At 71.1% G+C, this 18825-nt stretch carries 23 protein-coding genes; 21 read left to right on the top strand and 2 right to left on the bottom strand.

Annotated elements, in window-relative coordinates:
- Positions 1-125 precede the first annotated feature (125 nt).
- The 10 genes from hisD to ACGFSA_RS17925 all read left to right on the top strand — a co-directional run bounded on the left by hisD (position 126) and on the right by ACGFSA_RS17925 (position 7931).
- A complete protein-coding gene (gene hisD, locus ACGFSA_RS17970) occupies positions 126-1502 on the top strand; it encodes a histidinol dehydrogenase (RefSeq protein WP_393305228.1) in 1377 nt (458 codons plus the stop codon).
- Positions 1499-2620: a histidinol-phosphate transaminase gene (locus ACGFSA_RS17965; RefSeq protein ID WP_393305226.1), complete on the top strand. Its 1122-nt coding sequence runs from the start codon at positions 1499-1501 to the stop codon at positions 2618-2620. Before hisD ends, ACGFSA_RS17965 begins: the two co-directional genes overlap by 4 nt.
- Complete coding sequence (hisB, locus tag ACGFSA_RS17960; protein WP_277325685.1) at positions 2617-3213, top strand: imidazoleglycerol-phosphate dehydratase HisB; 597 nt, start codon at positions 2617-2619, stop codon at positions 3211-3213. Before ACGFSA_RS17965 ends, hisB begins: the two co-directional genes overlap by 4 nt.
- Positions 3210-3377, top strand: a complete 168-nt coding sequence (locus ACGFSA_RS17955) for a hypothetical protein (RefSeq protein ID WP_358857998.1) — start codon at positions 3210-3212, stop codon at positions 3375-3377. Before hisB ends, ACGFSA_RS17955 begins: the two co-directional genes overlap by 4 nt.
- 11 nt (positions 3378-3388) lie before the next feature.
- Positions 3389-4030: an imidazole glycerol phosphate synthase subunit HisH gene (hisH, locus tag ACGFSA_RS17950; protein WP_393305223.1), complete on the top strand. Its 642-nt coding sequence runs from the start codon at positions 3389-3391 to the stop codon at positions 4028-4030.
- Complete coding sequence (priA, locus tag ACGFSA_RS17945; RefSeq protein WP_266986723.1) at positions 4030-4758, top strand: bifunctional 1-(5-phosphoribosyl)-5-((5-phosphoribosylamino)methylideneamino)imidazole-4-carboxamide isomerase/phosphoribosylanthranilate isomerase PriA; 729 nt, start codon at positions 4030-4032, stop codon at positions 4756-4758. The genes hisH and priA overlap by 1 nt, the downstream gene beginning before the upstream one ends.
- The gene (locus ACGFSA_RS17940) at positions 4755-5153 is read left to right on the top strand and encodes a RidA family protein (RefSeq protein ID WP_366690768.1); all 399 of its coding nucleotides are present in this window, start codon (positions 4755-4757) and stop codon (positions 5151-5153) included. The genes priA and ACGFSA_RS17940 overlap by 4 nt, the downstream gene beginning before the upstream one ends.
- Positions 5150-5905 carry an imidazole glycerol phosphate synthase subunit HisF gene (hisF, locus tag ACGFSA_RS17935; protein WP_393305220.1) on the top strand — a complete coding sequence of 252 codons (756 nt, stop codon included), beginning with the start codon at positions 5150-5152 and terminating at the stop codon, positions 5903-5905. The genes ACGFSA_RS17940 and hisF overlap by 4 nt, the downstream gene beginning before the upstream one ends.
- Positions 5906-6072: 167 nt before the next feature.
- Positions 6073-6660 carry an ArsR/SmtB family transcription factor gene (locus ACGFSA_RS17930; RefSeq protein ID WP_393305218.1) on the top strand — a complete coding sequence of 196 codons (588 nt, stop codon included), beginning with the start codon at positions 6073-6075 and terminating at the stop codon, positions 6658-6660.
- A 26-nt stretch (positions 6661-6686) separates the two neighbouring features.
- Entirely contained in the window at positions 6687-7931 is a 1245-nt protein-coding gene (locus ACGFSA_RS17925; RefSeq protein ID WP_393305216.1) for an MFS transporter, read from the top strand.
- A gap of 52 nt (positions 7932-7983) precedes the next feature.
- On the opposite strand, the gene ACGFSA_RS17920 is transcribed toward ACGFSA_RS17925, so the two are convergent.
- Positions 7984-8616, bottom strand: coding sequence for a TIGR03085 family metal-binding protein (locus ACGFSA_RS17920; protein ID WP_393305214.1), 633 nt, complete (start codon positions 8614-8616; stop codon positions 7984-7986).
- A gap of 85 nt (positions 8617-8701) precedes the next feature.
- Here ACGFSA_RS17920 and hisI point away from each other — a divergent pair, with 85 nt between their 5' ends.
- The 11 genes from hisI (at position 8702) to lgt (ending at position 17884) form a co-directional block, all read left to right on the top strand.
- Positions 8702-9082 (top strand): phosphoribosyl-AMP cyclohydrolase, encoded by a 381-nt coding sequence (hisI, locus tag ACGFSA_RS17915; RefSeq protein ID WP_266986735.1) that lies wholly within the window; start codon positions 8702-8704, stop codon positions 9080-9082.
- Between the two features lie 11 nt (positions 9083-9093).
- The gene (locus tag ACGFSA_RS17910) at positions 9094-10581 is read left to right on the top strand and encodes an anthranilate synthase component I (protein WP_393305211.1); all 1488 of its coding nucleotides are present in this window, start codon (positions 9094-9096) and stop codon (positions 10579-10581) included.
- Positions 10582-10789: 208 nt separating this feature from the next.
- Positions 10790-11443: a TIGR02234 family membrane protein gene (locus tag ACGFSA_RS17905; RefSeq protein WP_393305209.1), complete on the top strand. Its 654-nt coding sequence runs from the start codon at positions 10790-10792 to the stop codon at positions 11441-11443.
- A 180-nt stretch (positions 11444-11623) separates the two neighbouring features.
- Entirely contained in the window at positions 11624-11875 is a 252-nt protein-coding gene (locus tag ACGFSA_RS17900) for an HGxxPAAW family protein (RefSeq protein ID WP_393305207.1), read from the top strand.
- A 75-nt stretch (positions 11876-11950) separates the two neighbouring features.
- A complete protein-coding gene (locus tag ACGFSA_RS17895) occupies positions 11951-12466 on the top strand; it encodes a DUF2752 domain-containing protein (protein ID WP_393305205.1) in 516 nt (171 codons plus the stop codon).
- A gap of 115 nt (positions 12467-12581) precedes the next feature.
- The gene (trpC, locus tag ACGFSA_RS17890; RefSeq protein ID WP_393305203.1) at positions 12582-13391 is read left to right on the top strand and encodes an indole-3-glycerol phosphate synthase TrpC; all 810 of its coding nucleotides are present in this window, start codon (positions 12582-12584) and stop codon (positions 13389-13391) included.
- 8 nt (positions 13392-13399) lie between these two features.
- Entirely contained in the window at positions 13400-13618 is a 219-nt protein-coding gene (gene trpM / locus ACGFSA_RS17885; protein WP_266986747.1) for a tryptophan biosynthesis modulator TrpM, read from the top strand.
- A gap of 135 nt (positions 13619-13753) precedes the next feature.
- A complete protein-coding gene (gene trpB / locus ACGFSA_RS17880) occupies positions 13754-15040 on the top strand; it encodes a tryptophan synthase subunit beta (protein WP_393305200.1) in 1287 nt (428 codons plus the stop codon).
- The gene (trpA, locus tag ACGFSA_RS17875) at positions 15037-15849 is read left to right on the top strand and encodes a tryptophan synthase subunit alpha (protein WP_393305198.1); all 813 of its coding nucleotides are present in this window, start codon (positions 15037-15039) and stop codon (positions 15847-15849) included. The genes trpB and trpA overlap by 4 nt, the downstream gene beginning before the upstream one ends.
- Positions 15850-15925: 76 nt before the next feature.
- Positions 15926-16753 carry a thioredoxin domain-containing protein gene (locus tag ACGFSA_RS17870; protein WP_393305196.1) on the top strand — a complete coding sequence of 276 codons (828 nt, stop codon included), beginning with the start codon at positions 15926-15928 and terminating at the stop codon, positions 16751-16753.
- Positions 16754-16873: 120 nt separating this feature from the next.
- A complete protein-coding gene (lgt, locus tag ACGFSA_RS17865) occupies positions 16874-17884 on the top strand; it encodes a prolipoprotein diacylglyceryl transferase (RefSeq protein ID WP_393305194.1) in 1011 nt (336 codons plus the stop codon).
- A 123-nt stretch (positions 17885-18007) separates the two neighbouring features.
- Here lgt and ACGFSA_RS17860 read toward each other — a convergent pair whose 3' ends face one another.
- Positions 18008-18823: an HpcH/HpaI aldolase/citrate lyase family protein gene (locus ACGFSA_RS17860; protein WP_393305318.1), complete on the bottom strand. Its 816-nt coding sequence runs from the start codon at positions 18821-18823 to the stop codon at positions 18008-18010.
- Between the last annotated feature and the right edge of the window lie 2 nt (positions 18824-18825).

The raw sequence follows: 18825 nt of genomic DNA, 5'->3' as shown, positions 1-18825 counted from the left end.
CTGGGTGACGGCGTGAACGCCCGCGGTCAGTAGTGGCCGGGAGTAGTCGGCCGTGACGGCCGGGTCAGGTATCAGCCAGTGATACGGGCGAACTGCCGCCGGAGGCGGTCTGAGAGAATTGGGGTGTGATCTCTCGAATCGATCTGCGCGGCAATGCCCTCCCCGAGGGCGGCGACCTGCGCGACCTGCTGCCCCGAGCCGAGTTCGACGTGGAAGCCGCACTGGAGACGGTGCGCCCCATCTGCGAGGACGTACGCCATCGTGGCTCAGCGGCAGTGATCGAGTGGGGGGAGAAATTCGACGGCGTACGGGTCGACTCGATCCGGGTCCCGGCCGCGGCCCTCTCCGAGGCGCTGGACCGGCTCGACCCCGCCGTACGGGCCGCCCTGGAGGAGTCGGTCCGCCGCGCCCGTCTCGTTCACCACGAGCAGCGCCGCACCACGCACACCACGCAGGTCGTCCCCGGCGGCACCGTCACCGAGAAGTGGGTGCCCGTCGAGCGCGTCGGGCTGTATGTGCCGGGCGGGCGCTCCGTCTACCCGTCCTCCGTGGTCATGAACGTCGTACCGGCGCAGGAGGCGGGTGTTGAGGGCATCGCCGTCGCCTCCCCGCCGCAGAAGGGGTTCGGCGGCCTGCCGCACCCCACCATCCTCGCCGCCTGTGCCCTGCTCGGCGTCGACGAGGTGTACGCCGCCGGTGGCGCCCAGGCCGTCGCGATGTTTGCGTACGGAACGGCCGAATGTCTCCCGGCGAACCTCGTCACCGGTCCCGGCAACATCTATGTCGCCGCCGCCAAGCGCCTCCTCAAGGGCCGCATCGGCATCGACTCCGAGGCCGGACCGACCGAGATCGCGATCCTCGCCGACTCCACCGCCGACCCGGTGCACGTCGCCGCCGACCTGATCAGCCAGGCCGAGCACGACCCGATGGCCGCCGCCGTCCTCGTCACCGACTCCGAGGAGCTGGCCGCCGCCACCGAGGCCGAGCTGAAGCCGCAGATCGCCGCGACCAAGCACATCACCGACCGGATCGAGCCCGCACTGGCCGGCCGTCAGTCCGCAATCGTCCTGGTCGACGATCTGGAGGACGGCCTCAGGGTCGTCGACGCGTACGCCGCCGAGCACCTGGAGATCCAGACCGCCGACGCCGCCGCCGTCGCCGACCGGGTCCGCAACGCCGGAGCGATCTTCGTCGGCCCGTGGGCCCCGGTCTCGCTCGGCGACTACTGCGCCGGCTCCAACCACGTCCTGCCCACCGGCGGCTGCGCCTGCCACTCCTCGGGCCTGTCCGTGCAGTCCTTCCTGCGCGGTATCCACATCGTCGACTACACGCGCGACGCGCTCGCCGAGGTCGCACACCACGTGGTGACCCTCGCCGAGGCGGAGGACCTCCCTGCCCACGGCGCAGCGGTCAAGGCCCGTTTTGCCGGAGGCGAACTGGACGAGCACAGTGCCGGAGGCGAACTGGACGAGCACAGTGGCTGGAAGGTTCCGCAGCAGTGACGAACAGCAACACCACCCGTATCGACGACCTGCCGATCCGGGACGAGCTCCGTGGTCAGTCCCCGTACGGTGCGCCCCAGCTCGACGTCGCCGTACGGCTGAACACCAACGAGAACCCGTACCCGCTCCCCGATGCGCTCGTCGACCGCATCGCCGAGCGCGTCCGCGAGGCCGCCCGAGACCTCAACCGCTACCCCGACCGGGACGCCGTCGAACTCCGTACCGAACTGGCCCGCTACCTCACCCGCACCGCCGGGCACGAGGTCGGTCTCGCCAATGTCTGGGCGGCCAACGGCTCCAACGAGGTGCTGCAGCAGCTGCTGCAGACCTTCGGCGGACCCGGACGCACCGCGATCGGCTTCGAGCCCTCGTACTCGATGCACGCCCTCATCGCGCGCGGCACCGGCACCGGCTGGATCTCCGGGCCGCGCAAGGACGACTTCACGATCGATGTCGACGCGGCCTGCGAGGCCATCGCCGAGCAGCGGCCGGACGTCGTCTTCATCACCTCGCCCAACAACCCCACGGGCACCGCCGTCGACGCCGGCACCGTCCTCGCGCTGTATGACGCCGCCCAGGCCGCCAGGCCCTCGATGGTCGTCGTCGACGAGGCGTACGGCGAATTCAGCCACCACCCCTCGCTGCTCCCGCTGATCGAGGGCCGGCCCAACCTGGTGCTCTCGCGCACCATGTCGAAGGCGTTCGGCGCCGCCGGTCTGCGGCTCGGCTACCTCGCCGCCGACCCGGCAGTCGTGGACGCCGTCCAGCTGGTGCGGCTGCCGTACCACCTGTCCTCCGTCACCCAGGCCACGGCGCTCGCCGCCCTGGAGCACACCGACACGCTCCTCGGATACGTCGCGCAGCTCAAGGGCGAGCGCGACCGGATCGTCACCGAACTGCGCGCCCTCGGCTTCGACGTGACGGACTCGGACGCCAACTTCGTCCAGTTCGGCCGCTTCGCCGACAGCCACACCGCCTGGCAGCAGATCCTCGACCGGGGCGTCCTGGTCCGGGACAACGGCGTACCGGGATGGCTGCGGGTCTCCGCAGGAACCCCGGCAGAGAACGACGCGTTCCTCGATGCGGTGCGCGAACTCAAGAAGGAGCACGACGGATGAGCCCCCGCGTAGGCCGCGTGGAACGCACCACCAAGGAAACGTCCGTGCTCGTCGAGGTCAACCTCGACGGCACCGGAAAGGTCGACGTGTCGACCGGGGTCGGCTTCTACGACCACATGCTCGACCAGCTCGGCCGCCACGGCCTCTTCGACCTCACGGTCAAGACCGACGGCGACCTGCACATCGACACGCACCACACGATCGAGGACACCGCCCTCGCCCTCGGTGCCGCCTTCAAGCAGGCGCTCGGCGACAAGGTCGGCATCTACCGCTTCGGCAACTGCACCGTCCCGCTGGACGAGTCGCTCGCCCAGGTCACCGTCGACCTCTCCGGCCGCCCCTACCTGGTGCACACCGAGCCGGAGAACATCGCGCCGATGATCGGCTCGTACGACACCACGATGACCCGGCACATCCTGGAGTCGTTCGTCGCCCAGGCGCAGATCGCCCTGCACGTCCACGTCCCGTACGGCCGCAACGCCCATCACATCGTGGAGTGCCAGTTCAAGGCGCTCGCCCGCGCCCTGCGGTACGCCTGCGAGCACGACCCGCGTGCCGCCGGAATTCTTCCCTCCACGAAGGGTGCGCTGTGACCGGCCTCAACACCATTCTGATCGTCCTCGGCCTCTTCCTGGCCGGTGGCGTCTACTCCTTCTCGAAGCAGAAGATGCCCAAGGGCGTCATCGTGCTGCTCGGGATCGCATCCGTGATGAGCCTGGCCGCAGGTGTCATGCGGATCCAGGGACTCTGGGACTGAGGGAGCGACCTGTGAGCGAGAAGAAGAAGGTCGTCGTCTTCGACTACGGCTTCGGCAACGTCCGTTCCGCCGAGCGCGCCCTCGCCCGCGTCGGCGCGGACGTCGAGATCACCCGTGACTTCGACCGGGCGATGAACGCCGACGGGCTGCTGGTGCCCGGCGTCGGCGCGTTCTCCGCCTGCATGGACGGGCTGAAGAAGGCCCGCGGCGAATGGATCATCGGCCGCAGGCTCTCCGGCGGCCGCCCCGTGATGGGCATCTGTGTCGGCATGCAGATCCTCTTCGAGCGCGGCATCGAGCACGGCGTGGAGACGGAGGGCCTCGACGAGTGGCCCGGCACCGTCGCCCCGCTGAAGGCCCCGGTCGTCCCGCACATGGGCTGGAACACCGTGCGCTCCCCCGAGGACTCCGAGCTCTTCGCCGGTCTCGACCCCGAGGCGCGGTTCTACTTCGTGCACTCGTACGCGGTGCACGACTGGAGCCTCGAAGTCACGAACGCCCGGATCCGCGCCCCCCGGGTCACCTGGGCCACCCACGGTGAGCCGTTCGTCGCCGCGGTGGAGAACGGCGCTCTGTGGGCCACCCAGTTCCACCCCGAGAAGTCCGGCGATGCCGGCGCCCAGCTGCTGACCAACTGGATCGGAACACTCTGATGTCCACCACGCTTGAGCTTCTCCCCGCCGTCGACGTCCGCGACGGCCAGGCCGTCCGTCTCGTGCACGGCGAGTCCGGCTCCGAGACCTCGTACGGAGACCCCCTGCAGGCCGCCCTCGCCTGGCAGAAGGCGGGCGCCGAGTGGCTGCATCTCGTCGACCTGGACGCCGCGTTCGGCACCGGTGACAACCGGGCGCAGATCGCCGAGGTCGCCCGCTCCATGGACATCAAGGTCGAGCTGTCCGGCGGCATCCGTGACGACGCCTCGCTCGCCGCCGCCCTTGCCACCGGCTGCACCCGGGTCAACCTCGGCACCGCCGCGCTGGAGACCCCCGAGTGGGTCGCCAAGGTCATCGCCGAGCACGGCGACAAGATCGCCGTCGGCCTCGACGTCCGCGGTACGACGCTCCGCGGCCGCGGCTGGACCCGCGACGGCGGCGACCTCTACGAGACGCTCGCCCGCCTCGACTCCGAGGGCTGTGCCCGCTATGTCGTCACCGACATCGCCAAGGACGGCACGCTCCAGGGCCCCAACCTGGAGCTCCTGAAGAACGTCTGCGCCGCCACCGACAAGCCCGTCGTCGCCTCCGGCGGCGTGTCCTCGCTGGACGACCTGCGGGCGATCGCCTCGCTCGTGCCGGACGGTGTCGAGGGCGCGATCGTCGGCAAGGCGCTGTACGCGAAGGCGTTCACCCTCGAAGAGGCGCTGCAGGTGGTCTCCGGATGACCGACTCCGTCAACCGCATCTCCTCCGGCGCCCCCTGGGAGGACAAGTTCGGCTACTCCCGCGCGGTGCAGCTGCCGAACGGGCTGGTCCTGGTCGCCGGCTGCACGTCGATCGTCAACGGACAGATCTCCGCGGGCGGCCCGTACGAGCAGGCCGTCGCCTCCTTCAAGGTCGCCTTCGACGCGCTGAAGCAGGTGGGGCTGGGCCGCGAGGACGTCGTCCGTACCCGGATGTACATCACGCACGCCCGGGACGTGGACGAGGTCGGCCGCGCCCACAAGGAGCTGTTCGATGACGTCCGCCCCGCCGCTTCCATGATCATCGTCTCCGGTTTCGTCGATCCCAGCCTGGTCGTCGAAGTCGAGATCGAGGCCTACCGGGAAGGTGCGCAATGAGTCTCGCGGTACGTGTCATCCCGTGCCTGGACGTCGACAACGGCCGGGTCGTCAAGGGTGTCAACTTCCAGAACCTGCGCGACGCGGGTGACCCCGTCGAGATGGCCAAGCTGTACGACGCCGAGGGCGCCGACGAGCTGACCTTCCTCGACATCACCGCGTCCAGCGGCGACCGGGAGACGACCTACGACGTGGTGCGCCGCACCGCGGAGCAGGTCTTCATCCCGCTCACGGTCGGCGGCGGTGTCCGTACCGCCGACGACGTCGACAAACTGCTGCGGGCCGGCGCCGACAAGGTCGGCGTCAACACCGCGGCGATCGCCCGCCCGGACCTCATCCGGGAGATCGCCGAGCGGTTCGGCCGGCAGGTCCTCGTGCTGTCCGTCGACGCCCGGCGTACCCCGGCGGGCACCTTCGAGGTCACCACGCACGGCGGCCGCAAGGGCACCGGCATCGACGCCGTCGAGTGGGCGCACCGGGCCGCCGAGCTGGGCGCGGGCGAGATCCTGCTCAACTCGATGGACGCCGACGGCACGAAGGACGGCTACGACACCGAGATGATCGCGGCGGTCCGCACACACGTCACCGTCCCCGTCATCGCCTCCGGCGGCGCGGGGCGGCTCGCGGACTTCGCGCCGGCCATCGCGGCGGGCGCCGACGCGGTGCTCGCCGCGTCCGTCTTCCACTTCGGCGATCTGCGGATCTCCGAGGTCAAGGAGGCGCTGCGGGAGGCCGGGCACCCGGTCCGCTGACCGCAGCACTCATCGATCGCCGGACGAGCCGATTGTGGCTCGTCCGGCGATCGGCGTTTTGAGGGCCGTCTCGCCCCCCTTCGCGGCAACAGGGCCGCCCGAGATCCCGCAACTTCTATTGCGCAATAAAGATTGCGCAAGTTTCATTTCCTATCTACGGTGAAGGCATGGCAAGCAATGAACCGCGCCGGATCTCGGATCTGGAGACCCTGAAGGCGTTCGCGCACCCCCTGCGGATGAAGCTCTACCGGGCGCTCTACATCTCCCGTCAGGCCACCGCCTCCCAGCTCGCCGAGCAGGTCGACGAGGCGGTCTCGCTGGTCAGCTACCACCTGCGCAAGCTCGCCGACCACGGTCTGATCGAGGAGGCCGAGCAGCAGGGCAGGGACGGTCGCGAGCGCTGGTGGCAGCCCGCCTCGAAGGGACTGAACTTCCACGACGAGGACTTCAGCGACGCGCCCGAGAAGGTCGCCACGCACGCCGCCGTCGGCCGGCTCTCGTTCGACCAGCACATCGAGCTGTACCGCCGCTACCTCGACTCGGCCCAGAGCTGGTCGCTGGAGTGGCGCAGCGCCGCCTCCAGCTCCGAGTACCTGGCCCGGCTCACCGTCGAGGAGCTCTCCGCGCTCAGCCGCGAGGTGCACGAGCTGATCGACCGGTACGAGGAACTCGGCCGCACCCGCGATGAGGCCGGGGACACGGAAGGGCGCGAGAACGTCGCCATGCACCTGTACGCATTCCCGTTCCGCACCTGAGCAGCCGCCCCGGGAGGACGACCCTCATGACCGTCACCGTCACAGCCAAGAAAGCTCCGGAACGCCCCGCCCACCGCGACGGAAACGTCCTGCGCTGGCTGGGCGCGTACGCGGCCTCGATGATCGGCGACAGCGTCTACTACATGGCACTCGCCTGGGCCGCCGCCCGTGCCGGCAGCGCCACTCAGACCGGACTCGTCCTCGCCGTCGGCTCCATACCCAGGGCCCTGCTGATGCTCGGCGGGGGAGTGCTCGCCGACCGGATCGGACCGCGCCGCGTCGTCATCGGTAGCGACGCCGCCCGCTGCCTGGTCGTCCTGGGTCTGGCGGGTGCGCTGCTGGTCACCTCGCCCGCCGTGTGGATGCTGATCGCCATCGCGCTCGTCTTCGGCGTGGTCGACGCCCTCTTCCTGCCCGCCGTGGGCGCCCTGCCGCCCCGGATCACCGCCGCCGGACAGCTGGCCCGCGTCCAGGGGCTGCGCGGACTCGCCTCGCGCGGCGCCAATGTCGTCGGAGCGCCGCTCGGTGGCGTCGCGGTGGCCGTAGGCGGGCCGAGGCTCGCGTTCGCCGCGGCCGGGGTGCTCTTCGCCGTATCGCTGCCGCTGCTCCTGTCCCTGCGGATCAGCCCACTGCCCGCCAGGGAATCCGCCGAACCGTCCGGCACCGCCTGGCACGACCTGGCCGACGGGCTGCGCCACATCCGCCGTCATCCGGTGCTCGGACCGCTGATGCTCACCGTCGCCCTCAGCGAACTGGGCTTCGCGGGGCCGGCCAACCTCGGGCTGATCCTGCTCGCCCGCGAGCGCGGCTGGGGCGCGTCCGGCATGGGCTGGATCGTCGCCGCGTTCGGCATCGGAGCCGGTGCGTCGGCCCTGCTGCTCGCCGTGCGCGGCCGGGTGCCACGGGCCGGGCTGATGATGTGCCTGACCGTGATCGTGGGTGCGGTCGCCATAGCGGCCCTGGCCTACGCCCCCTCGGTGGGCTTCGCCGCCGCCGTCGCCGTCTGCGTCGGGCTCTTCGGGGGCCTCGGGGGTGCGCTGTGCGGCGCCCTGACCCAGACCGCCGCCGACCCCGCCTACCTCGGCCGGGTCACCTCGGTCTCGACGCTCTTCACCCACGCGATCGCGCCGCTCAGCTACCCGGTCACGGGAGTCGCCGTCGCCGCCTGGGGGACGGGCCCGGTCTTCGTCACCAGCGCCGCCGTCAGCGCGGCGGGAGCGACAGCCGGTCTGGTCTTCACCCGGCTGCGCCGCGCGGAACTCCCCCGCTGACCCGGACCCGTACGTCTTGGGGTCTGTCCGACCCTGATCCGCCGGACAGGCCCTACATCCCCAGCTCCGCCGTCCGCAGCCGGGCCACCGCCTCCTTGTCACCCTCGACCTCCACCCGGGCCGCGTCCTGCCGCCCGGACGCGAACAGCAGCAGTTCGCCCGGCTCGCCGGTGACCGTCACCACCGGAGTGCCCTTGTGCGCCACCGCGGTCTGCCCGTCCGGGCGGCGCAGCACAAGACCCACCGGCGCCTTGCGTCCGAACAGCCGCGCCGCCTTCTCCATACGCGACCAGAGCGCATCGGCGAAGACCGGGTCCAGCTCCCGCTGCGACCAGTCGGGCTGCGCCCGGCGCACATCCTCGGCGTGGATGTAGAACTCCACCGTGTTGGCCGCCTCGTCCAGCTGCTTCAGCCCGAACGGCGACATCCGGGGCGGCCCCGTACGGATCAGCTGGATGAGTTCCTCGTACGGCTTCTCGGCGAACTCGGCCTGTACCCGTTCGAGCCGGTTCTTCAGCGGGCCCAGCAGCACCCCGGCCGCCGCGTCCGGTCGGCGCTCGCGCACCACGACATGGGCCGCCAGGTCCCGGGCCGTCCAGCCGTGGCACAGGGTGGCGGCTTCGGGGCCCGCCGCCTCCAACAGGTCGGCAAGCAGAAGTCGTTCGCGCTTCGCATGAGTCGACATGACCGCCAGCGTACGACCGGGTCCCGCGGTCCGCCCAGTGGACGCCTCACGGAACCGCCCTCGCGACCACGGCAGAATGGGGTCCATGACCAGCATGCCCGCGCCCAGCACCCCGCCCGCCAGCAGCCTGGACCCCGCCATCGCCGCCCGCCTCAAGCGCGGCGCCGACGGACTGGTCCCGGCCATCGCCCAGCAGTACGACACCGGCGAGGTGCTCATGCTCGGCTGGATGGACGACGAGGCCCTGCACCGCACCCTCACCACCGGCCGCTGCACCTACTGGTCCCGCAGCCGCCAGGAGTACTGGGTCAAGGGCGACACCTCGGGCCACATCCAGGTGGTCAAGTCCGTCGCCCTGGACTGCGACGCGGACACCGTCCTCGTCAAGGTCGACCAGACGGGTGCCGCCTGCCACACCGGCGACCGCACCTGCTTCGACGCCGACGTCCTCCCGCTCGGGCAGTAGGGTCGGGCGCCATGGATCTCGAAACCTTCCGCAAGCTCGCCGTCGACCGACGCGTCATCCCCGTCAGCCGCCGGCTCCTCGCGGACGGCGACACCCCGGTCGGCCTCTACCGCAAACTCGCGGGTGAGCGCACCGGCACCTTCCTCCTCGAATCCGCGGAGAACGGCCGCGCCTGGTCGCGCTACTCCTTCATCGGCGTCCGCAGCGCCGCCACCCTCACCGTCCGCGACGGGCAGGCGCACTGGCTCGGCACCCCGCCCGTCGGCGTCCCCGTCGACGGGGATCCGCTGGACGCCCTGCGAGCCACCGTCGAGGCCCTGCACACCCCGCGCGACCTGCACTCCGGCATGCCGCCGTTCACCAGCGGCATGGTCGGCTATCTCGGTTACGACATCGTGCGCCGACTGGAGCGGATCGGCGAGCACGGAGGCGACGACCTGCAGCTCCCCGAGCTGACGATGCTCCTCACCTCGGACCTCGCCGTCCTCGACCACTGGGACGGCAGCGTCCTGCTGATCGCCAACGCGATCAACCACAACGACCTCGCGACCGGCGTCGACGAGGCGTACGCCGACGCCGTCGCCCGGCTCGACGCCATGGAGGCGGACCTCTCCCGCCCCGTCGAGAACGCTCCCGCCACCCTCCCGCCGTCCGAGCTCCCGCCGCACACCGCGCTCTGGGGCGGCCAGGCCTTCCAGGACGCCGTCCTCGACGTGAAGGAGCGCATCAGGGCCGGCGAGGCGTTCCAGGTCGTCCCGTCCCAGCGCTTCGAAACCCCGTGCACGGCAAGTGCGTTGGACGTCTACCGGGTGCTGCGCGCGACCAACCCGTCGCCGTACATGTACCTCTTCCGGTTCGACGGCTTCGATGTCGCGGGTTCCAGCCCCGAAGCCCTCGTCAAGGTCGAGGACGGGCGGGCGATGGTCCACCCGATCGCCGGGACCAGGCACCGCGGCGCCACCCCGCAGGAGGACCAGGCGCTCGCCGACGAGCTCCTCGCCGACCCGAAGGAACGCGCCGAGCACCTGATGCTCGTCGACCTCGGCCGCAACGACCTGGGACGGGTCTGCGTGCCCGGCAGCGTCGAGGTCGTCGACTTCATGTCGATCGAGCGGTACTCGCACGTGATGCACATCGTCTCCACGGTCACCGGCCGCGTCGCCGAAGGCCGTACCGCCTTCGACGTCCTGACCGCGTGCTTCCCGGCCGGGACGCTCTCCGGTGCCCCCAAGCCGCGGGCCATGCAGATCATCGAGGAGCTCGAACCCACCCGCCGCGGACTGTACGGAGGCTGCGTCGGCTACCTCGACTTCGCCGGGGACTCCGACACCGCGATCGCGATCCGTACGGCTCTGCTGCGCGACGGCACCGCGTACGTCCAGGCCGGAGCGGGAATCGTCGCCGACTCGGACCCGGTCGCCGAGGACACCGAATGCCGCAACAAGGCTGCCGCGGTCCTGCGTGCCGTGCATACGGCGAACCGCCTCCACGAACGGTGAAGCCCGACCGGCACATGGGGGGCGGCGTCGCGTGCCCCGGTGCGCACATCTGCGGCGTTGTCGTCAGTCACCGACTCCCCCATAGCCCTCAAGGCATAGGGGGACCCCCTTCGCGTCTACTCCTTCCTCCGCCTTGCAGTTGCACGCACCGGACCCCGCTCCTTCACCCACCCCCCATGTGCCGCTCGGGCTGAACCCGTAGGGGATAGTGGGGTACGTGAGTGCTGTCCCCGTACCCCAGCCCCGTGCCCAGGCCGCCACCGCGCCCGACGCCCCGGGAAGCCGCCGCAGCCTGGCCGCCGGCCTGCTTCTCGGGGCGGTCGGTGCCACCGTCGTCCTCCTCGCCTCCGGCCAGACCTGGGCCGAGGGCAAGGCCGCCGTCGGCGGCGGCACCCTGCCTCTGAGCGCCGACGGCCAGGACGTCACCGGACTCCCGGCGGCCCTCGCCATCGTCGGTCTGGCCGCCCTCGTCGCCGTCTTCGCCGTCCGCAGCGCCGGCCGGCTGCTCGTCGCCGGGCTGCTCGCCCTCAGCGGCCTCGGTGCCGGACTGAGCGCCTACCTCGGCGCCTCCGACAGCGCCGCCCTCGACGAGAAGGCGGCGCAGACCACCGGCGACACCTCCGCCACCATCGACGCCCTCAGCCACACCGCCTGGCCGTACGTCACCGCCGCCGGCGGACTGCTGATCCTCATCGCAGGGCTGCTCGCCCTGCGGTACGGGAAGCTCTGGCCGACCATGTCGGGGCGGTACGAACGCGACGGCACCCCGCGCCCCCGCAAGGCCCCCCGCACCGCCCCGGACCCGGACCGGCCCGAGGACCTGTGGAAGGCACTGGACCGCGGCGAGGACCCGACGCACTGAAGGACCTCCCGGCGCGAGCGGGGCGTGACCGGGGGGACACGTCCCGGGTGCGACCCCCAGCACACGTCGTACCCGTCCGTACGGGACAATGGTTCTGACGCTTTCTGCACAGCGGCAGCACAGCGCCACCAGCTTTGCGTACAGCGATACCCACAGCGCAACACCAACGAGGAGCAACTCATGGCGGGCAGCAGCCACGGACACACCCCGGCCGCCTGGACCGGTGTCATCATCTCGTTCATCGGCTTCTGCGTCGCAGGCGTCTTCATGGTCGCGGCCAACCCGCTCGGCTTCTGGGCCGGTATGGCGATCATCCTCATCGGCGGAATCGTCGGTCTCGCGATGAAGGCCGCCGGCCTCGGCATGCCGAAGGAGTCGCCCGAGATGGCCGCCGCCCGGGCGCGAGCCGGGCAGGCCCAGACGTCTTCCTGACGCCGGCCGGAACATCGTGAAAGGCGCAGCCCGGGCCGGGCTGCGCCTTTCCGCGTGAGAGGGGACAATCACCGGGTGGACGCCTCGCCTTCTCCCGCAGCCGCACCGGGCCCGTCCGGTCGACAGCCCGCGCCGGACTTCGTGCCGGCACCCGGTCAGCCGGCGCCGGCCTTCCCGCCGGCGCCCGTGCCCGCGTCACCCTTCCGACAGCTCGCCACCCCGGTGGCGGTCATGGCGGCCGTCATCGCGGCCTTCGGCTACGTCGGCGCCGTCGACCCCAACCAGCCGGGCCACTACCCGGTCTGCCCGATGCTGCAGGTCACCGGCCTGTTCTGCCCCGGCTGCGGCGGGCTGCGCAGCGCCCACGCCGTTGCCCACGGCGATATCGCCGCCGCCTTCGGCTTCAATGCCCTCGCCGTCGTCGGCTACGCGATCTTCGCCGCCGTCTGGGTGGTCTGGATCGTCCGCGCGAGCAGAGGAATGCCCGTACGGATCAACCTCGCACCGGCCTACTGGTGGGGGATCGGCGCCGTGCTGCTGATCTTCACCGTCGTCCGGAATCTGCCGTTCGGATCAGTACTGGCGCCGTGAATGCCCAGCTTGTGGGACATTCGGCGGCCGGATGTGGGCCCTCGGCCCTCCTGCGGATACCATCGAGATGGCTGATCCTGTTCCCTCATCACCGTCCCGGAAGGGGGCCGCTCGCGTGAGTGTGCTCGACGAGATCATCGACGGCGTCCGCGCCGACCTCGCAGAGCGGCAGGCGCGTGTCAGCCTCGACGAACTCAAGGAACGCGCGGCGCGCGCTCCGGCGGCCAAGGACGGAGTCGCCGCCCTGCGCGGCGAGGGCGTGACCGTCATCTGCGAGGTCAAGCGCTCCAGTCCCTCCAAGGGGGCCCTGGCCGCGATCGCCGACCCGGCCGCGCTCGCCGCGGACTACGAGGCCGGTGGCGCGTCCGTCATCTCCGTCCTCACCGAGGAGCGCCGCTTCGGCGGTTCGCTCGCCGACCTGGAAGCCGTCCGCGCCAAGGTCGACATCCCGATCCTGCGCAAGGACTTCATCGTCACCTCGTACCAGCTCTGGGAGGCCCGCGCCTACGGCGCCGACCTCGCTCTGCTGATCGTCGCCGCCCTCGACCAGGAGGCCCTCGTCTCCCTGATCGAGCGCGCCGAGTCCATCGGCCTCACGCCGCTGGTCGAGGCGCACGACGAGGAGGAGGCAGAGCGTGCCGTCGACGCCGGAGCGAAGATCATCGGTGTCAACGCGCGCAATCTGAAGGACCTCAAGGTCGACCGCTCCACCTTCGAGCGTGTCGCCCCCGAGATCCCGGCGGGCATCGTCAAGGTCGCCGAGTCCGGCGTCCGCGGCCCGCACGACCTCATCGCCTACGCCAACGCCGGCGCCGACGCCGTACTCGTCGGCGAGTCCCTGGTCACCGGCCGCGACCCGCGGGCCGCTGTCGCCGACCTGGTCGCCGCGGGCGCCCACCCGGCCCTGCGGCACGGACGGGACTGACCCGCACCATGTCCGCCGACCGTCCCCTGCCCCGCACCCGGCCGCGCCTGCGCCTGGCCATGGTGACGGCTGCCCGGGACCCGCACGCGCCGCTGGCGCGCGGCTGCCGCCCCCGCGGCTGCCGCGCCCCCGCGCGCCGCGTGCACGGCCGGCGGGTGCGGTACGTGATCGGCGACGAGCCCGGCCAGGTCAACGGCATGCGATGGCGCACGGGGACCGCGCTGTAGCGAGCCCCGGCCGACGTACTCGCACCACCCTCTCGTACGTACGACCGCACCGTCCGACCGTTCCCGGTCGCGGCGGCGCTCTGCTCACGGCGCATACGGTGAACCCACCCGTTGCCATGACGAGGAGCACGTCGGATGTCATCTGACTTCTTCATTCCGGACCCCGAGGGTCTGATCCCCAGCGCCGAGGGCTACTTCGGCGCGTTCGGCGGCAAGTTCATCCCGGAGGCGCTCGTCGCCGCCGTGGACGAGGTCGCCGTCGAGTACGACAAGGCCAAACACGACCCGGCCTTCGCCGCCGAGCTCAATGAGCTCATGGTCAATTACACCGGCCGGCCGAGCGCCCTGACCGAGATTCCGCGCTTCGCCGAGCACGCGGGCGGCGCCCGGATCTTCCTCAAGCGCGAGGACCTGAACCACACCGGCTCGCACAAGATCAACAACGTGCTGGGTCAGGCGCTGCTCACCAAGCGCATGGGCAAGACCCGGGTCATCGCCGAGACCGGCGCCGGCCAGCACGGCGTCGCCACCGCGACCGCGTGCGCCCTCTTCGGCCTCGAATGCACCATCTACATGGGTGAGATCGACACCGAGCGGCAGGCGCTGAACGTGGCGCGGATGCGGATGCTCGGCGCCGAGGTCGTCGCCGTGAAATCCGGCTCCCGCACGCTCAAGGACGCCATCAACGAGGCGTTCCGCGACTGGGTCGCCAATGTGGACCGCACCCACTACCTCTTCGGTACGGTCGCGGGCCCGCACCCCTTCCCCGCGATGGTCCGAGACTTCCACCGCGTCATCGGCGTCGAGGCCCGACGGCAGGTCCTGGAACGGACCGGCCGGCTGCCGGACGCCGCGATCGCCTGTGTCGGCGGCGGCTCCAACGCCATCGGCCTGTTCCACGCCTTCATCCCGGACGCGCACGTCCGGCTGATCGGCTGCGAGCCCGCCGGACACGGCGTGGAGACCGGCGAGCACGCGGCGACCCTGACCGCGGGCGAGCCCGGCATCCTGCACGGCTCGCGCAGTTACGTCCTCCAGGACGACGAGGGCCAGATCACCGAGCCGTACTCCATCTCGGCCGGTCTGGACTACCCGGGCATCGGCCCCGAGCACGCGTACCTCAAGGACATCGGCCGCGGCGAGTACCGCGCGGTCACCGACGGCGCCGCCATGCAGGCGCTGCTGCTGCTCTCCCGCACCGAAGGGATCATCCCGGCCATCGAGAGCGCCCACGCGCTGGCCGGAGCCCTGGAGGTCGGCAAGGAGCTCGGCAAGGACGGGCTGCTCGTGGTCAACCTGTCCGGCCGCGGCGACAAGGACATGGACACGGCGGCCCGCTACTTCGGGCTGTACGACGTGGACGCGACCGTCGAGGCGGACGCGGGGAACGGCGACGCCGAGATCGAGGAGGACGCCAAGTGAGTGGCAACATCGAGCTGTTGAGCGCCGTCCTCGCCGCCGCCAAGGCGGAGGACCGTGCCGCGCTCATCGCCTACCTGCCGGCCGGGTTCCCGACGGTCGACGGCGGCATCGAGGCCGTCAAGGCCGTTGTCGCCGGTGGCGCCGATGTCGTCGAGGTGGGCCTGCCGCACAGCGACCCCGTGCTCGACGGGCCGGTCATCCAGACCGCCGACGACATCGCTCTGCGCGGCGGCGTGAAGATCGCCGACGTGATGCGTACGGTCCGCGAGGCGTACGAGGCGACCGGCGCCCCGATCCTTGTCATGACGTACTGGAACCCCATCGACCGGTACGGCATCGAGCGGTTCACCGCCGAGCTCGCCGAGGCGGGCGGCGCCGGGTGCATCCTGCCCGACCTGCCGGTCCAGGAGTCCTCGGTGTGGCGCGAGCACGCCGACAAGCACGGTCTCGCGACCGTCTTCGTCGTCGCACCGAGCAGCAAGGACGAGCGCCTCACCACCATCACCGCGGCCGGCTCCGGCTTCGTCTACGCGGCCTCGCTGATGGGGGTCACCGGCACCCGCGAATCGGTCGGCGAGCAGGCCCAGGACCTGGTCCGGCGCACCCGCGCCACCACCGAGCTCCCGGTCTGCGTCGGCCTCGGCGTCTCCAACGCCCAGCAGGCCGCCGAGGTCGCCGTCTTCGCCGACGGGGTGATCGTGGGCTCCGCCTTCGTCAAGCGGATCCTGGACGCCCCCGACGAGGCGTCCGGTCTCGCCGCGGTCCGCTCATTGGCGGGCGAATTGGCCGAAGGCGTTCGAAAGCGCTGACATCGGGTGTAATCCATCCGGGTGGACCTGGGGCCGGGGAGGCACGCACGTGCCTCCCCGGTTCGTTGCTGCGGGTGTGAGCGAGAAGAACCAAGAGGGAAAAAGGGCCGCGCGCGACCGGCTCGTCCAGCAGCGCGAGCAGGCGAAGGCGCGCGAGCGCCGCCGGCGCACGCTGATCGTCTCGGCCGCCGTGGTGGGTGTGCTGGCGCTGGCCGCCGTCATCGGCGTGATCGCCGCGAATTCGGGGGGCAAGGGCAACAAGGCGAGCAAGTCGGGGCCCGCGGTAGCACCGTCGGGGGCGACCGGCAAGGACAGCCTGGTCATCCAGGTGGGTGCGGACGACGCCCCGTCCACGCTCACGGTCTGGGAGGACTTCCGCTGCCCGGTCTGTGCCCAGTTCGAGAATGCGTTCCGGGAAACGATCCACGAGCTGGAAAACACCGGACAGATCAAGGTCCAGTACCACCTGGCCACGCTCATCGACGGCAACCTCGGTGGCACCGGTTCCCTGGACGCGGCCAATGCGGCCGCCTGCGCACAGGACGTCGGGAAATTCTCCGCGTACCACGACGTCCTCTACCGCAATCAGCCGCCGGAGACCGACGACGCTTTCGGCAAGAGCAGCAAGCTGATCGATCTGGCGGGCAAGGTCCCGGGCCTCGACACGCCCGCCTTCCGCAGTTGTGTGGAGGACGGCACGCACAACACCTGGGTCCAGAAGTCCAACACCGCGTTCCAGAACGGTGGATTCACGGGCACACCGACCGCGCTCCTCAACGGTGAATCGATCTTCCCGAAGAAGGGGAACGAACCGATCACCGTGGCGAACCTGAAGAAGTGGGTCGCCGAGGCGAACAAGGGCAAGCAGCCGGCGAAGGTCACCCCGTCGCCGTCCGTTTCCTGAGCCACTCCGCGGACGTGGGCTCCGGGTCGGCCGGGTGGGGACAGATGACCGGCTCGTTACCCAGAAGTTGTCGGGCGGGTTGCCGCACCTCCCGCCCGGCAAGGTAGCGTCGACCCTGCCATGGACCTTGCCTACATTCCCAGCCCGTCGACCGGCGTGATCAATCTCGGCCCGATCCCGCTTCGCGGCTACGCGTTCTGCATCATCATCGGTGTGTTTGTCGCCGTCTGGCTCGGCAACAAGCGCTGGACCGCCCGGGGCGGCAGAGCCGGCACGGTGGCCGACATCGCCGTCTGGGCCGTGCCCTTCGGTCTCGTCGGCGGCCGGCTCTACCACGTCATCACCGACTACCAGATGTACTTCAGCGACGGCGAGGACTGGGTCAACGCCTTCAAGATCTGGCAGGGAGGCCTCGGTATCTGGGGCGCGATCGCGCTCGGCGCGGTCGGCGCCTGGATCGGCTGCCGCCGTCGAGGGATCCCGCTGCCCGCCTGGGCCGACGCGCTCGCCCCCTGCATCGCCATCGCCCAGGCGTTCGGCCGCTGGGGCAACTGGTTCAACCAGGAGCTGTACGGCAAGCCGACGGATCTGCCGTGGGCACTGAAGATCAGCGAAGGTCCCAACCGGGTCGCCGGCACGTACCACCCGACGTTCCTGTACGAGTCGCTGTGGTGCGTGGGCGTCGCCCTGCTGGTGATCTGGGCGGACCGCCGCTTCAAGCTCGGACACGGGCGGGTGTTCGCGCTGTACGTCGCGGCGTACTGCGCGGGTCGCGCCTGGATCGAGTACATGCGGGTCGACGAGGCGCACCACATCCTGGGCCTGCGCCTGAACGTGTGGACCGCACTCATCGTGTTCGTGCTGGCGGTGACGTACTTCGTGATCTCGGCGAAGGTACGGCCGGGGCGCGAGGAGATCGTCGAGCCGGGAGCGGCCGAGGACACCGAGGGCGTCGAGGACGCGGCGCCCGACGCGGACGCCGCCGGTGACGCGGACCGTGACGGCGACGGCGTCGGCGATGCGAAGGCGCTCGATGCGGAGGCGCTCGATGCCGAGGTGCCGGATGCGGAGGCGCCCGATGCCGAGGCGCCGGAGAAGAACGGCACCGCAGAGACAGTGAAGAAAGCCTGACGCCACCCATCTGTACGAAAGGCCCCGAACCAAACGGCTCGGGGCCTTTCGCTGTTCCCCCACCGGGGTCCGTGCGCCCGGACCCCCGCTCCTCGATCGCCGGAGGGGCTGGATCTTCCGCCGTCACCCCACCCGTTCCGCCAGCGCCAGCGTCCGGCGGGCCGAGGCCACCACCGCCGCGTCCACGAAGCGGCCGTCCGGCAGCGCCAGCGCACCCGCGTCCGTCAGTGCCGCCGCCACGATCTCCTGCGCCGCCTCGATCTCCTCCGCCGTCGGCCGGAATGCCCGTTCGATGACCGGCAGCTGCCGGGGGTGGATCGCCGCCCGGCCGACGAACCCCAGCGCCCTCCCGTGCACGCAGGACTGCCACAGCCCGTCCAGGTCCAGGACGTCCGGGAACACCGACTGGGTCGGCGGGGCGAGCCCCGCCGCGCGGGCGGCAACCACCACCCGGCTGCGCGACCAGTCCAGACCCATGTCGTCCCGTACGCCCAGATCGGCCCGGAGATCGATCTCGCCGATGGCGATGGAGCGGACCTGGGGGTGGGACGCCGCGATCGTGTACGCGTGCTCGATGCCGAGCGCCGACTCCAGCAGCGGACAGAGCGCGACGCCGGGGGCCAGAGCCGCGATGTGATGGACGGTCGCGGCATGCGTGATCTTGGGCAGCCGCAGTCCGGCCAGGCCGGGCAGTCCGGCCAGGGCCAGGATGTCGGTTTCGGTGTGGACCCGGACGTGCATCGGCACACCGTCCGTGCCGGCGAGCGGTTCGGCGAGGAGTTCGGCAGTGGCGGACCGTGCATACGCCTTGCGGTCCGGCGCGACCGCGTCCTCCAGGTCGACGATCACCACGTCCGCGCCCGAGTCGCGCGCCTTGCGCACCACGTCCGGCCGGTCCCCGGGGACGTACAGCCAGGTCAGAGGCACCGCTGCCGCCACCG

The sequence above is a fragment of the Streptomyces sp. NPDC048496 genome (assembly GCF_043200055.1).
GTDB lineage: Bacteria > Actinomycetota > Actinomycetes > Streptomycetales > Streptomycetaceae > Streptomyces.
The sequence above is the reverse complement of the archived record's forward strand: the minus strand, read 5'-3'. Positions and strand labels throughout refer to the sequence as shown.

Excerpts from the sequence above, each read along its gene's own strand:
- hisF (WP_393305220.1), top strand. The coding sequence starts at position 5,150 with ATGAGTCTCGCGGTACGTGTCATCCCGTGCCTGGACGTCGACAACGGC.
- ACGFSA_RS17925 (WP_393305216.1), top strand. The coding sequence starts at position 6,687 with ATGACCGTCACCGTCACAGCCAAGAAAGCTCCGGAACGCCCCGCCCAC.
- ACGFSA_RS17930 (WP_393305218.1), top strand. The coding sequence starts at position 6,073 with ATGGCAAGCAATGAACCGCGCCGGATCTCGGATCTGGAGACCCTGAAG.
- trpB (WP_393305200.1), top strand. The coding sequence starts at position 13,754 with ATGTCATCTGACTTCTTCATTCCGGACCCCGAGGGTCTGATCCCCAGC.
- hisI (WP_266986735.1), top strand. The coding sequence starts at position 8,702 with ATGACCAGCATGCCCGCGCCCAGCACCCCGCCCGCCAGCAGCCTGGAC.
- trpM (WP_266986747.1), top strand. The coding sequence starts at position 13,400 with ATGTCCGCCGACCGTCCCCTGCCCCGCACCCGGCCGCGCCTGCGCCTG.
- ACGFSA_RS17940 (WP_366690768.1), top strand. The coding sequence starts at position 4,755 with ATGACCGACTCCGTCAACCGCATCTCCTCCGGCGCCCCCTGGGAGGAC.
- ACGFSA_RS17900 (WP_393305207.1), top strand. The coding sequence starts at position 11,624 with ATGGCGGGCAGCAGCCACGGACACACCCCGGCCGCCTGGACCGGTGTC.
- ACGFSA_RS17920 (WP_393305214.1), bottom strand. The coding sequence starts at position 8,616 with ATGTCGACTCATGCGAAGCGCGAACGACTTCTGCTTGCCGACCTGTTG.
- ACGFSA_RS17910 (WP_393305211.1), top strand. The coding sequence starts at position 9,094 with ATGGATCTCGAAACCTTCCGCAAGCTCGCCGTCGACCGACGCGTCATC.
- lgt (WP_393305194.1), top strand. The coding sequence starts at position 16,874 with ATGGACCTTGCCTACATTCCCAGCCCGTCGACCGGCGTGATCAATCTC.
- priA (WP_266986723.1), top strand. The coding sequence starts at position 4,030 with ATGTCCACCACGCTTGAGCTTCTCCCCGCCGTCGACGTCCGCGACGGC.
- hisB (WP_277325685.1), top strand. The coding sequence starts at position 2,617 with ATGAGCCCCCGCGTAGGCCGCGTGGAACGCACCACCAAGGAAACGTCC.